This window comes from Pseudomonas sp. SCB32 (assembly GCF_009189165.1).
Classification (GTDB): domain Bacteria; phylum Pseudomonadota; class Gammaproteobacteria; order Pseudomonadales; family Pseudomonadaceae; genus Pseudomonas.
Genome location: NZ_CP045118.1, coordinates 4,782,612 through 4,797,264, shown reverse-complemented (window position 1 = coordinate 4,797,264; position 14,653 = coordinate 4,782,612). Strand labels below are relative to the sequence as shown.

Sequence of the window (14,653 nt, the reverse complement as noted above, 5' to 3'; positions counted from 1 at the left end):
ATTTCCAGTAAGATAGCCGGCCCTTCGAGATAGCCCCCTCCATGCGTGTCGCTGACTTTCATTTCGATCTGCCCGAGGCGTTGATCGCCCGCCATCCGCTCGCCGAACGCCGCGCCAGCCGCTTGCTGGTGCTGCATGGTCCGAGCGGCGAGCTCAGCCATCGGCAATTCGCCGATGTTCTCGGCTTCCTCCAGCCAGGTGACCTGATGGTGTTCAACAACACCCGGGTGATTCCTGCTCGCCTGTTCGGCCAGAAGGCCTCCGGCGGCAAGCTGGAAATCCTCGTCGAGCGCGTGCTGGACAGTCACCGTGTGCTGGCCCATGTGCGTTCCAGCAAATCGCCCAAGCCGGGATCGAAGATACTCATCGACGGCGGTGGCGAGGCCGTGATGCTGCAGCGCCATGACGCGCTGTTCGAGCTGGGCTTCACCGAGGACGTGCTGCCGCTGCTGGAGCGCGTCGGCCATATGCCGCTGCCGCCCTATATCGATCGCCCGGACGAGGATTCGGATCGCGAGCGCTACCAGACCGTCTACGCCGAGCGTGCAGGTGCCGTGGCGGCGCCCACTGCCGGTCTGCACTTCGACGAGGCGCTGCTGGAGTCGATTCGCGCCAAGGGTGTGGATACCGCTTTCGTCACCCTGCATGTCGGCGCGGGTACTTTCCAGCCGGTGCGCGTGGAGCGCATCGAAGACCACCATATGCACCACGAATGGCTGGAAGTGAGCCAGGACGTGGTCGACGCCGTGGCCGCCTGCAAGGCGCGCGGCGGTCGGGTCGTCGCTGTTGGCACCACCAGCGTGCGTTCGCTGGAGAGCGCCGCCCGCGATGGCGTGCTCAAGCCCTTCAGCGGTGACACCGACATCTTCATCTTCCCGGGCCGGCCCTTTCATGTGGTCGATGCCCTGGTCACCAATTTCCATCTGCCCGAATCCACGCTGCTGATGCTGGTTTCGGCCTTCGCCGGCTACCCGGAGACCATGGCCGCCTATGCGGCCGCGGTGGAGCAGGGCTATCGCTTCTTCAGCTACGGCGATGCGATGTTCATCACCCGCAATCCGGCACCGCGCGGCCCCGAGGACTGATCCATGAGTTTCATGAAATTCGAACTGCTGGCCACTGAAGGCAAGGCCCGTCGCGGCCGCCTGACCTTCCCCCGTGGCGTGGTGGAAACCCCGGCGTTCATGCCGGTGGGCACCTACGGCACCGTGAAGGGCATGCTCCCGCACGACATCGAGAGCATCGGCGCGCAGATTATCCTCGGCAACACCTTCCACCTGTGGCTGCGCCCGGGCACCGAAGTAATCCAGAAGCACGGCGACCTGCATGATTTCATGCAGTGGAAAGGTCCGATCCTCACCGACTCGGGCGGCTTCCAGGTGTTCAGCCTGGGTGCGCTGCGCAAGATCAAGGAAGAGGGCGTGTACTTCGCCTCGCCAGTCGACGGCGCCAAGGTCTTCATGGGGCCGGAAGAGTCCATGGCCGTGCAGCGCGCGCTGGGCTCGGACATCGTGATGATCTTCGACGAGTGCACCCCGTATCCGGCCGAGTTCGATGTGGCCAAGCGCTCCATGGAACTGTCGCTGCGTTGGGCCAAGCGCTCGAAGATCGCTCACGGAGACAGCCCCTCGGCGCTGTTCGGTATCGTCCAGGGTGGTATGCATGAAGAGCTGCGCATGCGCTCGCTGGAAGGCCTGCAGGAAATCGGCTTCGACGGCCTGGCCATCGGCGGTCTGTCGGTGGGCGAGCCCAAGGAAGAGATGATCCGCGTGCTGGACTTCCTGCCGCAGCACATGCCGGCTGACAAACCTCGTTACCTGATGGGTGTGGGCAAACCCGAGGACCTCGTGGAAGGTGTGCGCCGGGGCGTCGACATGTTCGACTGCGTCATGCCTACCCGCAACGCGCGCAATGGCCACCTTTTCGTTGACACCGGGGTGATCAAGATCCGCAACGCGGTGCACAAGCACGACGAATCGCCGCTGGACCCGACCTGCGATTGCTACACCTGCAAGCACTTCTCCCGCGCCTATCTCTACCACCTGGACAAGTGCGGCGAAATGCTCGGCAGCATGCTCAATACAATCCATAACTTGCGGCATTATCAGCGGCTTATGGCTGGTTTGCGCGAGGCAATCCAACAGGGTACATTGGCGAACTTTGTCGACGCCTTCTACGCCAAGCGCGGCCTTCCCACGCCGCCGCTGGCGGACTGACCTTTCATCGAAAAAGCTTTGTGACAGGAGTTTCCAATGAGCTTTCTAATTCCCGCGGCCTTCGCTGACGCTGCAGCTCCCGCCGCCGCTGCCGGCCCGGCTGGCACCGGCTTCGAGTGGGTGTTCCTGGTCGGTTTCCTGGTCATCTTCTACCTGATGATCTGGCGTCCCCAGGCCAAGCGTTCCAAGGAGCACAAAAACCTGATCGCCGGCCTGCAGAAGGGTGACGAAGTTGTCACTTCCGCGGGTATCGCCGGCAAGGTGACCAAGGTCGCTGACGATTTCGTCGTGGTCGAAGTCTCCGACAGCGTCGAGCTGAAGTTCCAGAAGGGCGCAATCGCCGCGACCCTGCCGAAAGGCACGCTGAAGGCCATCTGAGCCAACCAACAGAAACCCAATCGACGGGGCGCATGATGCGCCCCGCGTCATAACGGGCGGTGTCATGCTCAACAAGTATCCCCTGTGGAAGTATCTGCTGATCCTGGCGGTCCTGGCCGTCGGTTTCATCTATTCCGCACCCAACCTCTACCCGGATGACCCGGCCGTGCAGATCAGTGGTGCGAGTACCGCGCTGCAGATATCGCAGGCCGATCTGGATAAGGCCAGCAAGGCGCTGACCGATGCGGGTATCGCCGTCAAGGCGGGCAGTCTCGGCAAGAACAACGGTCTGATCCGCCTGGTCAAGCAGGAAGACCAACTGCCGGCCAAGGACATCGTCCGTCGTGCTCTGGGTGACGATTACGTGGTCGCCCTGAACCTGGCGCAGACCACGCCGAACTGGCTGCGCAACATCGCCGCCCACCCGATGAAGCTGGGTCTCGACCTGTCCGGTGGTGTGCACTTCCTGCTGGAAGTGGACATGGACAAGGCCGTGGACGCCCGCATGAAGGTCTACGAAAGCGAAATCAAGAGTGCCCTGCGCAAGGAGCGCGTGCGCTACCGCAGCCTGCCGGCGCAGGATGGCGACATCCAGCTGGGCTTCACCGAAGAGGCCGACCTGGACAAGGCCAAGTCCATCATTGCCAAGGATTATCGCGATTTCGCAGTTTCCCAGAGCGAGCGCACCGGCATGCAGGTACTGCGCCTGGGCATGACCCCGGCGAAGCTGGCGGAAATCCGTGAGTACTCGATCAAGCAGAACCTCACCACCGTCCGCAACCGCGTGAACGAGCTGGGCGTTTCCGAGCCGCTGGTTCAGCGCCAGGGCGCCAACCGTATCGTCGTCGAGCTGCCGGGCGTGCAGGACACCGCAGAAGCCAAGCGTATCCTCGGCAAGACCGCCAACCTCGAGTTCCGCCTGGCCGCCGAGCCGGATGCGATCAAGTCCGCCACCGAGACCTTCGAGTTCCGTGAGCCGCGTCGTCCGCCGGCCACCCTGGAGCGTGGCGTGATCATCACCGGTGACCAGGTCACCGACGCCAGCGCCAGCTTCGACGAGAACGGCCGTCCGCAGGTGAATATCCGTCTGGATGGCCATGGCGGCGAGCTGATGAACCGCGCGACCCGCAATAACGTCGGCCGCAGCATGGCGGTGGTGTTCATCGAGCAGAAGCCGATCACTCGCTATACCAAGCAGGTGGTCGACGGCGTCGAACAGGACGTCGCTGTTCCGGCGTTCAAGGAAGAGAAGAAAATCATCAGCCTGGCGACCATCCAGTCGCCGCTGGGTAATCAGTTCCGCATCACTGGCCTGGACGCTCCGGGCGAGTCCTCGGAGCTGGCCCTGCTGCTGCGCGCTGGTGGCCTGGCTGCGCCGATGTACTTCGCCGAAGAGCGCACCATCGGTCCGAGCCTGGGTGCGGACAACATCGCCAAGGGTGTCGATGCGTCCCTGTGGGGCATGGTCTTCGTGTCCCTGTTCATCATCGTCATCTACCGCTTCTTCGGCGTGATCGCCACCGTCGCCCTGGCCTTCAACATGGTCATGCTGGTGGCGCTGATGTCGATCCTCGGTGCGACCCTGACCCTGCCGGGTATCGCGGGTATCGTGCTGACCATGGGTATGGCGGTGGACGCCAACGTGCTGATCTTCTCGCGGATACGCGAGGAGCTGGCGGCGGGCATGTCGGCGCAGCGCGCGATCCATGAGGGCTTCAACCGTGCCTTCACCGCGATCATCGACGCCAACCTGACCTCGCTGCTGGTCGGCGGCATCCTCTACGCCATGGGCACCGGCCCGGTGAAAGGCTTCGCCGTGACCATGTCCCTCGGCATTATCACCTCGATGTTCACGGCCATTCTGGTCACCCGTGCGATGGTCAACCTGATCTTCGGCGGCCGCGACTTCAAGAAGCTGTGGATCTAAGGGGCCTGAGATGAACATCAAGATCGGTACTATCAACTTCATGGGCGTTCGCAATATTGCGTTCGCCGGCACCCTGATCCTGACCCTGATCGCCCTCGGCAGCTGGTTCGTCAAGGGCATCAACTTCGGCCTCGACTTCACTGGCGGTACGTCGATCAAGCTGGCCTACGAGCAGCCTGCCGACCTGGCCAAGGTGCGTGAGCAACTGGTCGCCGCCGGTTTCGGCGAAGCCGTGGTGCAGAGCTTCGGTGACACCAAGGATGTGCTGGTGCGTATGCCCAGCGAAGACCCGGAGCTGGGCAAGAAGGTCGCCGCTGCGCTGCAGAAGGCCGATGCTTCCAACCCGGCGAAGGTGAATGGCGTCGAATACGTCGGCCCGCAGGTGGGTGAAGAGCTGCGCGACCAGGGCGGCCTCGGCATGCTCCTGGCGCTGGGCGGCATCCTGCTGTACGTGGGCTTCCGCTTCCAGTGGAAGTTCGCCCTGGGTGCGATCCTCTCGCTGATCCACGACGCCATCATCGTGATGGGCGTGCTGTCGTTCTTCCAGGTCACCTTCGACCTGACCGTGCTGGCCGCGGTACTGGCGGTGGTGGGCTACTCGCTGAACGATACCATCGTGATCTTCGACCGGGTGCGCGAGAACTTCCGCGTACTGCGCAAGGCCACCCTGATCGAGAACATCAACATCTCGACCAGCCAGACCCTGCTGCGGACCATCGCCACCTCGGTGTCGACCCTGCTGGCGATCGCCGCCCTGCTGTTCTTCGGTGGCGACAACCTGTTCGGCTTCTCCATCGCCCTGTTCGTCGGTGTGATGGCGGGTACCTACTCGTCGATCTACATCGCCAACGTGGTGCTGATCTGGCTGAATCTGTCCAGCGAGGACCTGATTCCGCCACCGAGCAAGGAAGCCGACGAGCGCCCGTAATAGAGCGCTTCCAGGTCTCCAGGAAAACTCCCGCTACGGCGGGAGTTTTCATTTGTCGGCCAGGTTCTGCGAGCTTGCTGGAACTTTCTTACACTTCAACCGCTCCAAGGCAAGGTAATGGGCAGAGCCCGAACGAGACGAAAGACCAGGAGGTTTATGTGAACAAGTCGTTGCTCATCGGTACCGTGCTGGGCGCTATAGGCGTGACTGCCGGTGGCGCCGTGGCCACTTACAAGCTGGTGGACCACGGGCCTCAGTACGCCGAAGTGCTCGCTGTCCAGCCGGTCAAGGAAACCATCAAGACGCCTCGCCAGGTCTGCAAGGATGTCGCGGTGACTCACCAGCGTCCTGTGAAGGACACCCATCAGATCGCGGGTACGGCGATTGGCGCCATCGCTGGCGGCCTGCTGGGCAACCAGATCGGCGGCGGTAACGGCAAGAAGATCGCCACCGTGGCCGGTGCCATCGGCGGCGGCTATGCGGGCAACAAGGTGCAGGAAGGCATGCAGGAGCGTGACACCTACACCACCAACGAAACCCGCTGCAGCACCGTCAACGACACCAGCGACAAGGTGGTCGGCTATGACGTGAAGTACCTGCTGGATGGCAAGCCTGGCCAGGTCCGCATGGATCGCGATCCGGGTTCGCAGATTCCGGTCGACAAGAACGGCCGCCTGATCCTGGGTCAGCAATAAGCATTCGCCAGGAGTGAACGAAAAAGGCGCCTATCTGGCGCCTTTTTCTTTGCCTGGTTTTTCGTAGGAGCGAGCTTGCTCGCGAATAGCCCAGAGCCGTAGCGTCAGAATGAAAAAGCTTCCCGAGCAAGCTCCTCCTACAAGGAAAACGTTCTCTCAGGCACAAAAAAAGCCCGGCATTGCCGGGCTTTTTGCGTAGTGGCTCAGGCTCAGCGCTTGAGCGACGGCGGCAGGTGCGGCTGGATGCTGGTCAGCAGAGCCTTGAAGCACTTGGTGTTGCCGGCGACGATCTGGCCCTTCTCGAGGAACTCGTGACCGCCGGTGAAATCGCTCACCAGGCCGCCTGCTTCCTGGATCAGCAGGGCGCCGGCTGCCATATCCCACTCGGACAGGCCGAACTCCCAGAAGGCGTCGTAACGGCCGGCGGCGACGTAGGCCAGGTCCAGGCTGGCGGCGCCGGCGCGGCGGATGCCGGCGGTCTGGCCGACCAGGCTGCGGAACATGCCCAGGTAGGCATCCAGGTTGTCCATCTGGCTGTCGCGGAACGGGAAGCCGGTACCGAGCAGGGCGCCTTCCAGGCTCTTGCGGTTGCTGACGCGCAGACGGCGACCGTTCAGTGCAGCACCACGGCCACGGCTGGCGGTGAATTCTTCCTGGCGGACCGGGTCGAGGACCACGGCGTGCTCGAGGCGGCCGCGGTATTTGCAGGCAATGCTGATGGCGAAGTGGGGAACGCCATGGATGAAGTTGGTGGTGCCGTCCAGCGGATCGATGATCCACAGGTAGTCGGCGCCTTCGCCGCTGCCTTCGAGCATGCCGCCTTCTTCGCCCATGATTCCGTGGTTCGGGTAGGCCTTGCGCAGGGCGGTGACGATGGAGAGTTCGGCAGCGCGGTCGACTTCGGTGACGTAGTCCTTGGCTTCTTTTTCGTTGACCGAGAGGGTGTCCAGGCGTTCGATGGAGCGGAAGATCAGTTCACCGGCGCTGCGAGCGGCGCGCAGGGCGATATTCAGCATAGGCTGCATGGAGAGGTCACCTGGGTCGATAAAGAAAGCCGAGTATTCTAACAGAAAACCATGGCGCTCATAGAGCGACCTGTCGCTTGCGTGGCGCAAGACCCACCGCTGCGGTAGGATTCCCTCCCTTTTTCGCTTTTGTGTGGAGTCGCTGGCGTTGCTCGACAGAATTCGCGTGGTGCTGGTCAATACCAGTCATCCCGGCAATATCGGCGGTACGGCTCGTGCGATGAAGAACATGGGCCTGTCGCGTCTGGTGCTGGTCGATCCGATGGATTTCCCCAGCGGCGAGGCGCGCGCCCGTGCTTCCGGTGCCGATGACATCCTCGATGCGGCCGTGGTCGTGCCGACCCTGGAAGATGCCCTGGCCGGTTGCAGCCTGGTGCTGGGCACCAGTGCGCGCGACCGTCGCATTCCCTGGCCGCTGCTCGACCCCCGTGAGTGCGCGACCACCAGTCTGCAGCATGTGCAGCAGGGTGGCGAGGTCGCGCTGGTCTTCGGTCGCGAATACGCAGGCTTGACCAATGAGGAATTGCAGCGATGTCAATTCCATGTGCATATCCCGGCCAATCCCGAGTTCAGCTCGCTGAATCTGGCGACGGCGGTGCAGGTGCTGGTCTACGAAGTGCGCATGGCCTGGCTGGCCGTTCAGGGGCAGCCGACCAAGCAGGAGAAGGTCGAGTCCACCGCGATGCTCAACAGCATCCCGGTGACGTCGGATGAGCTGGAGCGCTTCTACGCGCACCTGGAGTCGACCTTGGTGGATATCCAGTTCCTCGACCCGCAGAAGCCGCGCCACCTGATGTCGCGCCTGCGTCGCCTGTACGGCCGCAGCGGCGTCAGCAAGCTGGAGATGAATATCCTGCGGGGTATTCTGACCGAAACACAGAAGGCTGCCCGTGGGGAGCTTTCCAAGCGGAGTGATGAAGATGTTTGAGCGTGTGCGCGAAGATATCCAGAGCGTATTCCATCGTGATCCGGCGGCGCGCAACGCCTTCGAGGTGCTCACCTGCTATCCGGGGCTGCACGCGGTGTGGCTGCATCGCCTGGCTCATGCCCTGTGGGTGTCCGGCTGGAAGTGGCTGGCGCGCATGGTGTCGAACTTCGGTCGCTGGATGACCGGTATCGAAATCCATCCCGGCGCGAAGATCGGTCGGCGCTTCTTTATCGACCACGGCATGGGCATCGTCATTGGCGAGACTGCCGAGATCGGTGATGACGTGACCATTTACCAGGGTGTGACCCTGGGTGGCACCAGCTGGAACAAGGGCAAGCGTCACCCGACACTGGCCGATGGCGTGGTCGTCGGCGCGGGCGCCAAGGTGCTCGGCCCGTTCACTGTGGGCGCCGGCGCCAAGGTCGGCTCCAATGCCGTGGTGACCAAGGAAGTGCCGCCGGGAGCGACCGTGGTCGGTATTCCGGGGCGGATCATCATGAAGGATGACGACGAGCAGCAGGCCAAGCGCCAGGCCATGGCCGAGAAGCTCGGCTTCGATGCTTACGGCGTCAGTCAGGACATGCCCGACCCGGTGGCGCGCGCCATTGGTCAGTTGCTCGATCACCTGCAGGCAGTCGATGGTCGCCTGGAGGGGATGTGCAAAGCGCTGACAGCTCTGGGTAGCGACTATTGTGCGAAAGATCTGCCGGTGCTGCGTGAAGAGGACTTCGCCGGCGTGAAGGATGCCGAGGGCAGCAAGTCGGCGCAGTGATGCGCCGACGCTGGCTCTCTGCTAAAATGCTGCGCCGCCGCGCTGGTTAATTCCGACTAAAGTAATAGGGCTTATAGTTGACCTAAATAGTCGGAAAAGAGCATACTCCCCCTACACCAGCGATTCTTCCGGATTTCCCCATGCGATTGACCACCAAAGGCCGCTATGCCGTCACCGCCATGCTCGATCTGGCGTTGCACGCCCAGCGTGGCCCGGTTTCTCTCGCCGATATTTCCGAGCGCCAGGGTATCTCCCTGTCCTACCTGGAACAGCTGTTCGCCAAGTTGCGCCGTGGCAACCTGGTGGTCAGCGTGCGCGGTCCGGGGGGCGGCTACCAGTTGTCCCGCGACATGACCGGCATCCACGTCGCCCAGGTGATCGATGCGGTCAATGAATCGGTGGACGCTACCCGTTGCCAGGGGCAGGGCGACTGCCACTCCGGCGATACCTGCCTGACCCACCACCTGTGGTGCGACCTCAGCCAGCAGATTCACGAGTTCCTCAGCGGCATCAGCCTGGCCGACCTGGTCGAGCGCCGCGAAGTTCAAGAGGTGGCCCAGCGCCAGGACGAGCGCCGCTGCTCGGGCAGCAAGACGCCGCGCCTCGACAAGATTGAAGCGTCCGCCATCGATTGAGCGAACGCCCGCCTGTAGGAGTTACCTGATGAAATTGCCGATTTACCTCGACTACTCCGCCACAACCCCGGTGGATCCGCGTGTCGCTCAGAAAATGGCTGACTGCCTGCTGGTAGATGGCAATTTCGGCAACCCGGCCTCGCGCTCCCACGTCTTTGGCTGGAAGGCCGAGGAAGCGGCGGAGAACGCCCGTCGCCAGGTCGCCGAACTGGTCAATGCCGACCCCCGCGAAATCGTCTGGACTTCCGGTGCCACCGAGTCGGACAACCTCGCTGTCAAGGGCGTCGCGCACTTCTACGCGACCAAGGGCAAGCACATCATTACCTCGAAGATCGAGCACAAGGCGGTCCTGGATACCTGCCGCCAGCTGGAGCGCGAAGGCTTCGAGATCACCTACCTGGAACCGACTCCCGAGGGCATCATCACCCCGGCGATGGTCGAGGCCGCCCTGCGTGACGACACCATCCTGGTCTCGGTCATGCACGTGAACAACGAAGTCGGCAGCATCAACGACATCGCCGCCATCGGCGAACTGACCCGCGCCCGCGGCATCCTGCTGCACGTCGACGCCGCCCAGTCCGCCGGCAAGATCGACATCGACCTGGAAAAGCTCAAGGTCGACCTGATGTCCTTCTCCGCTCACAAGGTCTACGGTCCCAAAGGCATGGGCGCGCTGTACGTGCGCCGCAAGCCGCGTGTGCGCCTGGAAGCCCAGATGCACGGCGGTGGTCACGAGCGCGGCATGCGTTCGGGCACCCTGGCGACCCACCAGATCGTCGGCATGGGTGAAGCCTTCCGTATCGCCAAGGAAGAAATGCATCAGGAAATGGTCCGCATCGAAGGCCTGCGCAAGCGCTTCTTCGATCAGGTGCAGGACCTGGAAGAGCTGTACCTCAACGGTAGCCCGACCTCCTACGCGCCGAACATCCTCAACGTCAGCTTCAACTACGTCGAGGGCGAGTCGCTGATGATGTCGCTCAAGGACCTGGCCGTATCGTCCGGCTCCGCCTGCACCTCGGCCTCGCTGGAGCCGTCCTACGTGCTCCGCGCCCTGGGTCGCAACGACGAACTGGCGCACAGCTCCATCCGTTTCAGCTTCGGCCGCTTCACTACTGAAGAAGAGGTCGATTATGCCGCCAATAAGGTGGTGGAAGCCGTTTCCAAGCTGCGTGAACTCTCGCCGCTGTGGGATATGTACAAAGAGGGCGTCGACCTTTCCAAGGTCGAATGGCAGGCCCACTGACCCGCCCCATAGAAGTGAGGATTAGCCATGGCTTACAGTGACAAGGTCATCGACCACTACGAAAACCCGCGCAACGTCGGCAAGCTCAACGCCGAGGACCCGGACGTCGGTACCGGCATGGTCGGTGCGCCGGCCTGCGGCGACGTGATGCGCCTGCAGATCAAGGTCAACGAGCAGGGTGTCATCGAAGACGCCAAGTTCAAGACCTACGGCTGCGGTTCGGCAATCGCCTCCAGCTCCCTCGCTACCGAGTGGATGAAGGGCAAGACCCTGGACGAAGCCGAGTCGATCAAGAACACCACCATCGCCGAAGAGCTGGCCCTGCCGCCGGTGAAGATCCACTGCTCGGTGCTCGCCGAGGACGCCATCAAGGCGGCCGTGCGCGACTACAAGCAGAAGAAAGGTCTTCTCTGAACCGCGATCGTTGAGTAAGGAGTTCCCATGGCCATCAGCATGACCGAATCCGCCGCCAATCACGTTCGCCGCTCCCTCGAAGGGCGCGGCAAGGGCGAGGGCATTCGTCTTGGCGTGCGTACCACCGGCTGTTCGGGCCTTGCCTACGTGCTGGAGTTCGTCGACGAACTGGCAGCCGAGGATCAGGTGTTCGAGAGCCACGGCGTGAAGGTCATCATCGACCCGAAAAGCCTGGTCTACCTCGACGGCACCGAGTTGGACTTCACCAAGGAAGGCCTCAACGAGGGCTTCAAGTTCAACAACCCGAACGTGCGCGGTGAGTGTGGCTGCGGCGAAAGCTTCAACGTCTGAGGCTGGGTGTGGGTAGTCCCTGTCACTTCGCGCTGTTCGACCTGCAGCCGGGCTTCCGGATTGACCTGGAGGCCCTTGGCAACCGCTACCGCGAGCTGGTGCGCACTGTCCATCCGGACCGTTTCGCCGATGCTTCCGAGCGTGAGCAGCGACTGGCGCTGGAAAAGGCCGCCGAACTCAACGACGCGTACCAGACGCTGAAGAGCGCTCCGCGTCGCGCCCTGTATCTGCTGGCTCTGCGCGGTAATGCGTTGCCGCTGGAGGCGACGGTGCAGGATCCGGAATTCCTCCTGCAGCAGATGCGTCTGCGTGAGGAGTTGGAAGATCTGCACGACAGCGCCGATCTCGATGGTGTGGCGCACTTCAAGCGCCAGCTGAAATCGGCCCAGCAGCAGCTGGATGCGGAGTTTGCCGACTGTTGGGATGACGCCGCTCGTCGCGAGCTGGCCGAGCGCCTGGTGCGGCGCATGCAGTTCCTCGACAAGTTGGCGCAGGAAGTGCGCCAGCTGGAAGAGCGACTCGACGATTAATCCGCGCGGCCCACGCTGCGCCCGATAAGCCTGATTAGAAACCGCATGGCCCTACTGCAGATCGCCGAGCCCGGACAAAGCCCCCAGCCACACCAGCGTCGCCTGGCCGTGGGGATCGACCTGGGCACCACCAATTCCCTGGTCGCCGCCGTGCGTAGCGGTGTAGCCGCGCCGCTGCCCGATGAGCACGGTGAAGTCATCCTGCCGTCGGCGGTGCGTTATCTCGCCGATCGCATCGAGGTGGGGGAGAGCGTGCGTGTTGGCGCATCCCTGGACCCCTTGAACTCCATTATCTCGGTCAAGCGCCTGATGGGGCGCGGCCTGGAAGATGTGAAGCAGCTGGGTGGCCAGCTCCCGTACCGCTTTGTCCAGGGCGAATCGCACATGCCCTTCATCGAGACCGTCCAGGGCGCCAAGAGCCCGGTGGAAGTCTCGGCGGAGATCCTGCGTACCCTGCGTCAGCGCGCCGAATCCACCCTGGGTGGCGAGTTGGTTGGCGCGGTGATCACCGTGCCTGCCTATTTCGACGATGCCCAGCGTCAGGCCACCAAGGACGCCGCACGTCTGGCTGGTCTGCATGTGTTGCGTCTGCTCAACGAGCCGACCGCGGCCGCCGTGGCCTACGGCCTGGACAAGAATGCCGAGGGCGTGGTCGCCATCTATGACCTGGGTGGCGGCACCTTCGATATTTCCATCCTGCGGCTGACTCGTGGTGTCTTCGAGGTGCTGGCCACTGGCGGCGACAGTGCCCTGGGTGGCGACGACTTCGACCATGTCATCGCCGGCTGGATCATCGAGCAGGCCGGTGTTTCGGCTGACCTCGATCCGGGTGCCCAGCGCCGTCTGCTGCAGACCGCCTGCGCGGCCAAGGAGGCGTTGACCGACAGTGCCAGCGTTCCGGTCGCTTACGAAGGCTGGAGCGGTGAGCTGAGTCGAGAGCGCCTGGAGTCGCTGATCGATCCGCTGATCCAGCGCAGCCTCAAGGCTTGCCGCCGTGCCGTGCGTGACTCCGGTGTAGAGCTGGAGGAAGTCAGTGCGGTGGTCATGGTCGGCGGTTCTACCCGCGTGCCGCGCGTTCGCGAGCTGGTGGGTGAGTTGTTCGGTCGCGAGCCGCTGACCGATATCGACCCGGATCAGGTGGTCGCCATCGGTGCCGCCATCCAGGCCGATGCCCTGGCTGGCAACAAGCGCGGCGAAGAGCTGCTGCTGCTGGACGTGATTCCTCTGTCGCTCGGCCTGGAAACCATGGGTGGGCTGATGGAGAAGGTGATTCCGCGCAATACCACCATCCCGGTGGCGCGTGCCCAGGAGTTCACCACCTACAAGGATGGCCAGACGGCCATGATGATCCATGTGCTGCAAGGCGAGCGTGAGCTGGTCAAGGACTGCCGGTCCCTGGCGCGCTTCGAGCTGCGCGGCATTCCGCCGATGGTGGCTGGTGCGGCGAAGATCCGCGTCAGCTTCCAGGTCGACGCCGATGGCCTGCTGGGCGTGTCCGCCCGCGAGCTGTCTTCGGGTGTCGAGGCCAGTATCCAGGTCAAGCCGTCCTATGGCCTGACTGATGGCGAGATCGCCCGCATGCTTCAGGATTCCTTCCAGTATGCCGGCGACGACATGGCTGCCCGTGCATTGCGTGAGCAGCAGGTCGAGGCCCAGCGGCTGCTGGAAGCCGTGCAATCCGCGCTGGATGTCGACGGTGAGCGGCTGCTGGATGCCGAAGAGCGCCTGGCCATCGACGCCAACATGGAAAGCCTGCGCGAACTGGCGGCCGGCAGCGAGACCGCTGCCATCGAACAACAGATCAAGCGCCTGTCCCAAGTGACCGACGCCTTTGCCGCGCGCCGTATGGACGCCACCGTCAAGGCCGCACTGGCCGGTCGCCGGCTCAACGAAATCGAGGAATAAGCCAAGATGCCGCAGATCGTATTTCTGCCGAACGCCGAACATTGCCCGGAAGGTGCGGTGATCGAGGCCCAGCCGGGCGAAACCATCATGAAGGCGGCGCTGCGCAACGGCATCGAGATCGAGCACGCCTGCGAGATGTCCTGTGCCTGCACCACCTGTCACGTGATCGTGCGTGAAGGCTTCAACTCCATGGAGGCTTCCGACGAGCTGGAAGACGACATGCTGGACAAGGCCTGGGGTCTGGAGCCGGATTCGCGTTTGTCCTGCCAGGCGGTGGTGGGTGACGAGGATCTGGTGGTCGAGATTCCGAAGTACACCATCAACCAGGTTTCCGAAGGCCACTGAGCGGAGCGCCAGCGATGAGTCTGAAATGGGTTGATGTGCTCGAAATCGCCATCCAGCTTGCCGAATCCAAGCCGGACGTCGATCCCCGCTACGTGAACTTCGTCGATCTGCACGGCTGGGTGCTGGCATTGCCGGAGTTCAGCGACGATCCTTCCCGGGGCGGTGAAAAGGTCCTGGAGGCTATCCAGGCCGCCTGGATCGAGGAGCTCGACTGAGGGCGCGCGGCACGCTTGCCGCGTACCCATTTGTCATGAACCCGCGTATAATTCGCGGGTTTTATCTATAGGTGTGCCCTGAAAAAATTCCCAAGGGAGTTTCTTCAGCTACCGTCCCCGCACCGTCGGAGGCGGTCCCGCGCTGT

At 63.1% G+C, this 14,653-nt stretch carries 17 protein-coding genes; 16 read left to right on the top strand and 1 reads right to left on the bottom strand.

Annotated features, from left to right (window positions below):
• Positions 1 to 41: 41 nt before the first annotated feature.
• The 6 genes from queA to GA645_RS21840 all read left to right on the top strand — a co-directional run bounded on the left by queA (position 42) and on the right by GA645_RS21840 (position 6,144).
• Complete coding sequence (gene queA / locus GA645_RS21865) at positions 42 to 1,085, top strand: tRNA preQ1(34) S-adenosylmethionine ribosyltransferase-isomerase QueA (RefSeq protein WP_152225374.1); 1,044 nt, start codon at positions 42 to 44, stop codon at positions 1,083 to 1,085.
• A gap of 12 nt (positions 1,086 to 1,097) precedes the next feature.
• Positions 1,098 to 2,216 carry a tRNA guanosine(34) transglycosylase Tgt gene (gene tgt / locus GA645_RS21860; protein ID WP_152228239.1) on the top strand — a complete coding sequence of 373 codons (1,119 nt, stop codon included), beginning with the start codon at positions 1,098 to 1,100 and terminating at the stop codon, positions 2,214 to 2,216.
• A 36-nt stretch (positions 2,217 to 2,252) separates the two neighbouring features.
• Entirely contained in the window at positions 2,253 to 2,594 is a 342-nt protein-coding gene (yajC, locus tag GA645_RS21855; RefSeq protein ID WP_152225372.1) for a preprotein translocase subunit YajC, read from the top strand.
• Positions 2,595 to 2,658: 64 nt separating this feature from the next.
• Positions 2,659 to 4,521 (top strand): protein translocase subunit SecD, encoded by a 1,863-nt coding sequence (gene secD, locus GA645_RS21850; protein WP_152225370.1) that lies wholly within the window; start codon positions 2,659 to 2,661, stop codon positions 4,519 to 4,521.
• A 10-nt stretch (positions 4,522 to 4,531) separates the two neighbouring features.
• Complete coding sequence (secF, locus tag GA645_RS21845; protein ID WP_152225368.1) at positions 4,532 to 5,449, top strand: protein translocase subunit SecF; 918 nt, start codon at positions 4,532 to 4,534, stop codon at positions 5,447 to 5,449.
• Positions 5,450 to 5,607: 158 nt separating this feature from the next.
• Positions 5,608 to 6,144 carry a glycine zipper 2TM domain-containing protein gene (locus GA645_RS21840; RefSeq protein WP_152225366.1) on the top strand — a complete coding sequence of 179 codons (537 nt, stop codon included), beginning with the start codon at positions 5,608 to 5,610 and terminating at the stop codon, positions 6,142 to 6,144.
• Positions 6,145 to 6,353: 209 nt separating this feature from the next.
• On the opposite strand, the gene suhB is transcribed toward GA645_RS21840, so the two are convergent.
• Complete coding sequence (suhB, locus tag GA645_RS21835) at positions 6,354 to 7,169, bottom strand: inositol-phosphate phosphatase (protein WP_015478510.1); 816 nt, start codon at positions 7,167 to 7,169, stop codon at positions 6,354 to 6,356.
• Between the two features lie 148 nt (positions 7,170 to 7,317).
• On the opposite strand from suhB, the gene trmJ reads away from it, so the two are divergent.
• The 10 genes from trmJ (at position 7,318) to iscX (ending at position 14,507) form a co-directional block, all read left to right on the top strand.
• Positions 7,318 to 8,097, top strand: a complete 780-nt coding sequence (gene trmJ / locus GA645_RS21830) for a tRNA (cytosine(32)/uridine(32)-2'-O)-methyltransferase TrmJ (protein ID WP_152225364.1) — start codon at positions 7,318 to 7,320, stop codon at positions 8,095 to 8,097.
• Positions 8,090 to 8,869 (top strand): serine O-acetyltransferase, encoded by a 780-nt coding sequence (cysE, locus tag GA645_RS21825; protein ID WP_152225362.1) that lies wholly within the window; start codon positions 8,090 to 8,092, stop codon positions 8,867 to 8,869. The genes trmJ and cysE overlap by 8 nt, the downstream gene beginning before the upstream one ends.
• Positions 8,870 to 9,009: 140 nt before the next feature.
• The gene (gene iscR, locus GA645_RS21820) at positions 9,010 to 9,504 is read left to right on the top strand and encodes a Fe-S cluster assembly transcriptional regulator IscR (RefSeq protein ID WP_152225360.1); all 495 of its coding nucleotides are present in this window, start codon (positions 9,010 to 9,012) and stop codon (positions 9,502 to 9,504) included.
• Positions 9,505 to 9,532: 28 nt separating this feature from the next.
• Positions 9,533 to 10,747, top strand: a complete 1,215-nt coding sequence (locus tag GA645_RS21815) for an IscS subfamily cysteine desulfurase (protein WP_152225357.1) — start codon at positions 9,533 to 9,535, stop codon at positions 10,745 to 10,747.
• A gap of 27 nt (positions 10,748 to 10,774) precedes the next feature.
• Positions 10,775 to 11,161, top strand: a complete 387-nt coding sequence (iscU, locus tag GA645_RS21810) for a Fe-S cluster assembly scaffold IscU (RefSeq protein WP_015478505.1) — start codon at positions 10,775 to 10,777, stop codon at positions 11,159 to 11,161.
• A 27-nt stretch (positions 11,162 to 11,188) separates the two neighbouring features.
• The gene (iscA, locus tag GA645_RS21805; RefSeq protein ID WP_017522292.1) at positions 11,189 to 11,512 is read left to right on the top strand and encodes an iron-sulfur cluster assembly protein IscA; all 324 of its coding nucleotides are present in this window, start codon (positions 11,189 to 11,191) and stop codon (positions 11,510 to 11,512) included.
• 8 nt (positions 11,513 to 11,520) lie between these two features.
• On the top strand, positions 11,521 to 12,042 hold the full coding sequence (gene hscB, locus GA645_RS21800; RefSeq protein ID WP_152225355.1) for a co-chaperone HscB: 522 nt from the start codon (positions 11,521 to 11,523) through the stop codon (positions 12,040 to 12,042).
• A gap of 45 nt (positions 12,043 to 12,087) precedes the next feature.
• A complete protein-coding gene (gene hscA / locus GA645_RS21795) occupies positions 12,088 to 13,947 on the top strand; it encodes a Fe-S protein assembly chaperone HscA (RefSeq protein WP_152225352.1) in 1,860 nt (619 codons plus the stop codon).
• Positions 13,948 to 13,953: 6 nt separating this feature from the next.
• Positions 13,954 to 14,292, top strand: a complete 339-nt coding sequence (gene fdx / locus GA645_RS21790; protein ID WP_152225351.1) for an ISC system 2Fe-2S type ferredoxin — start codon at positions 13,954 to 13,956, stop codon at positions 14,290 to 14,292.
• Between the two features lie 14 nt (positions 14,293 to 14,306).
• A complete protein-coding gene (iscX, locus tag GA645_RS21785; protein ID WP_152225349.1) occupies positions 14,307 to 14,507 on the top strand; it encodes a Fe-S cluster assembly protein IscX in 201 nt (66 codons plus the stop codon).
• Positions 14,508 to 14,653: the final 146 nt, after the last annotated feature.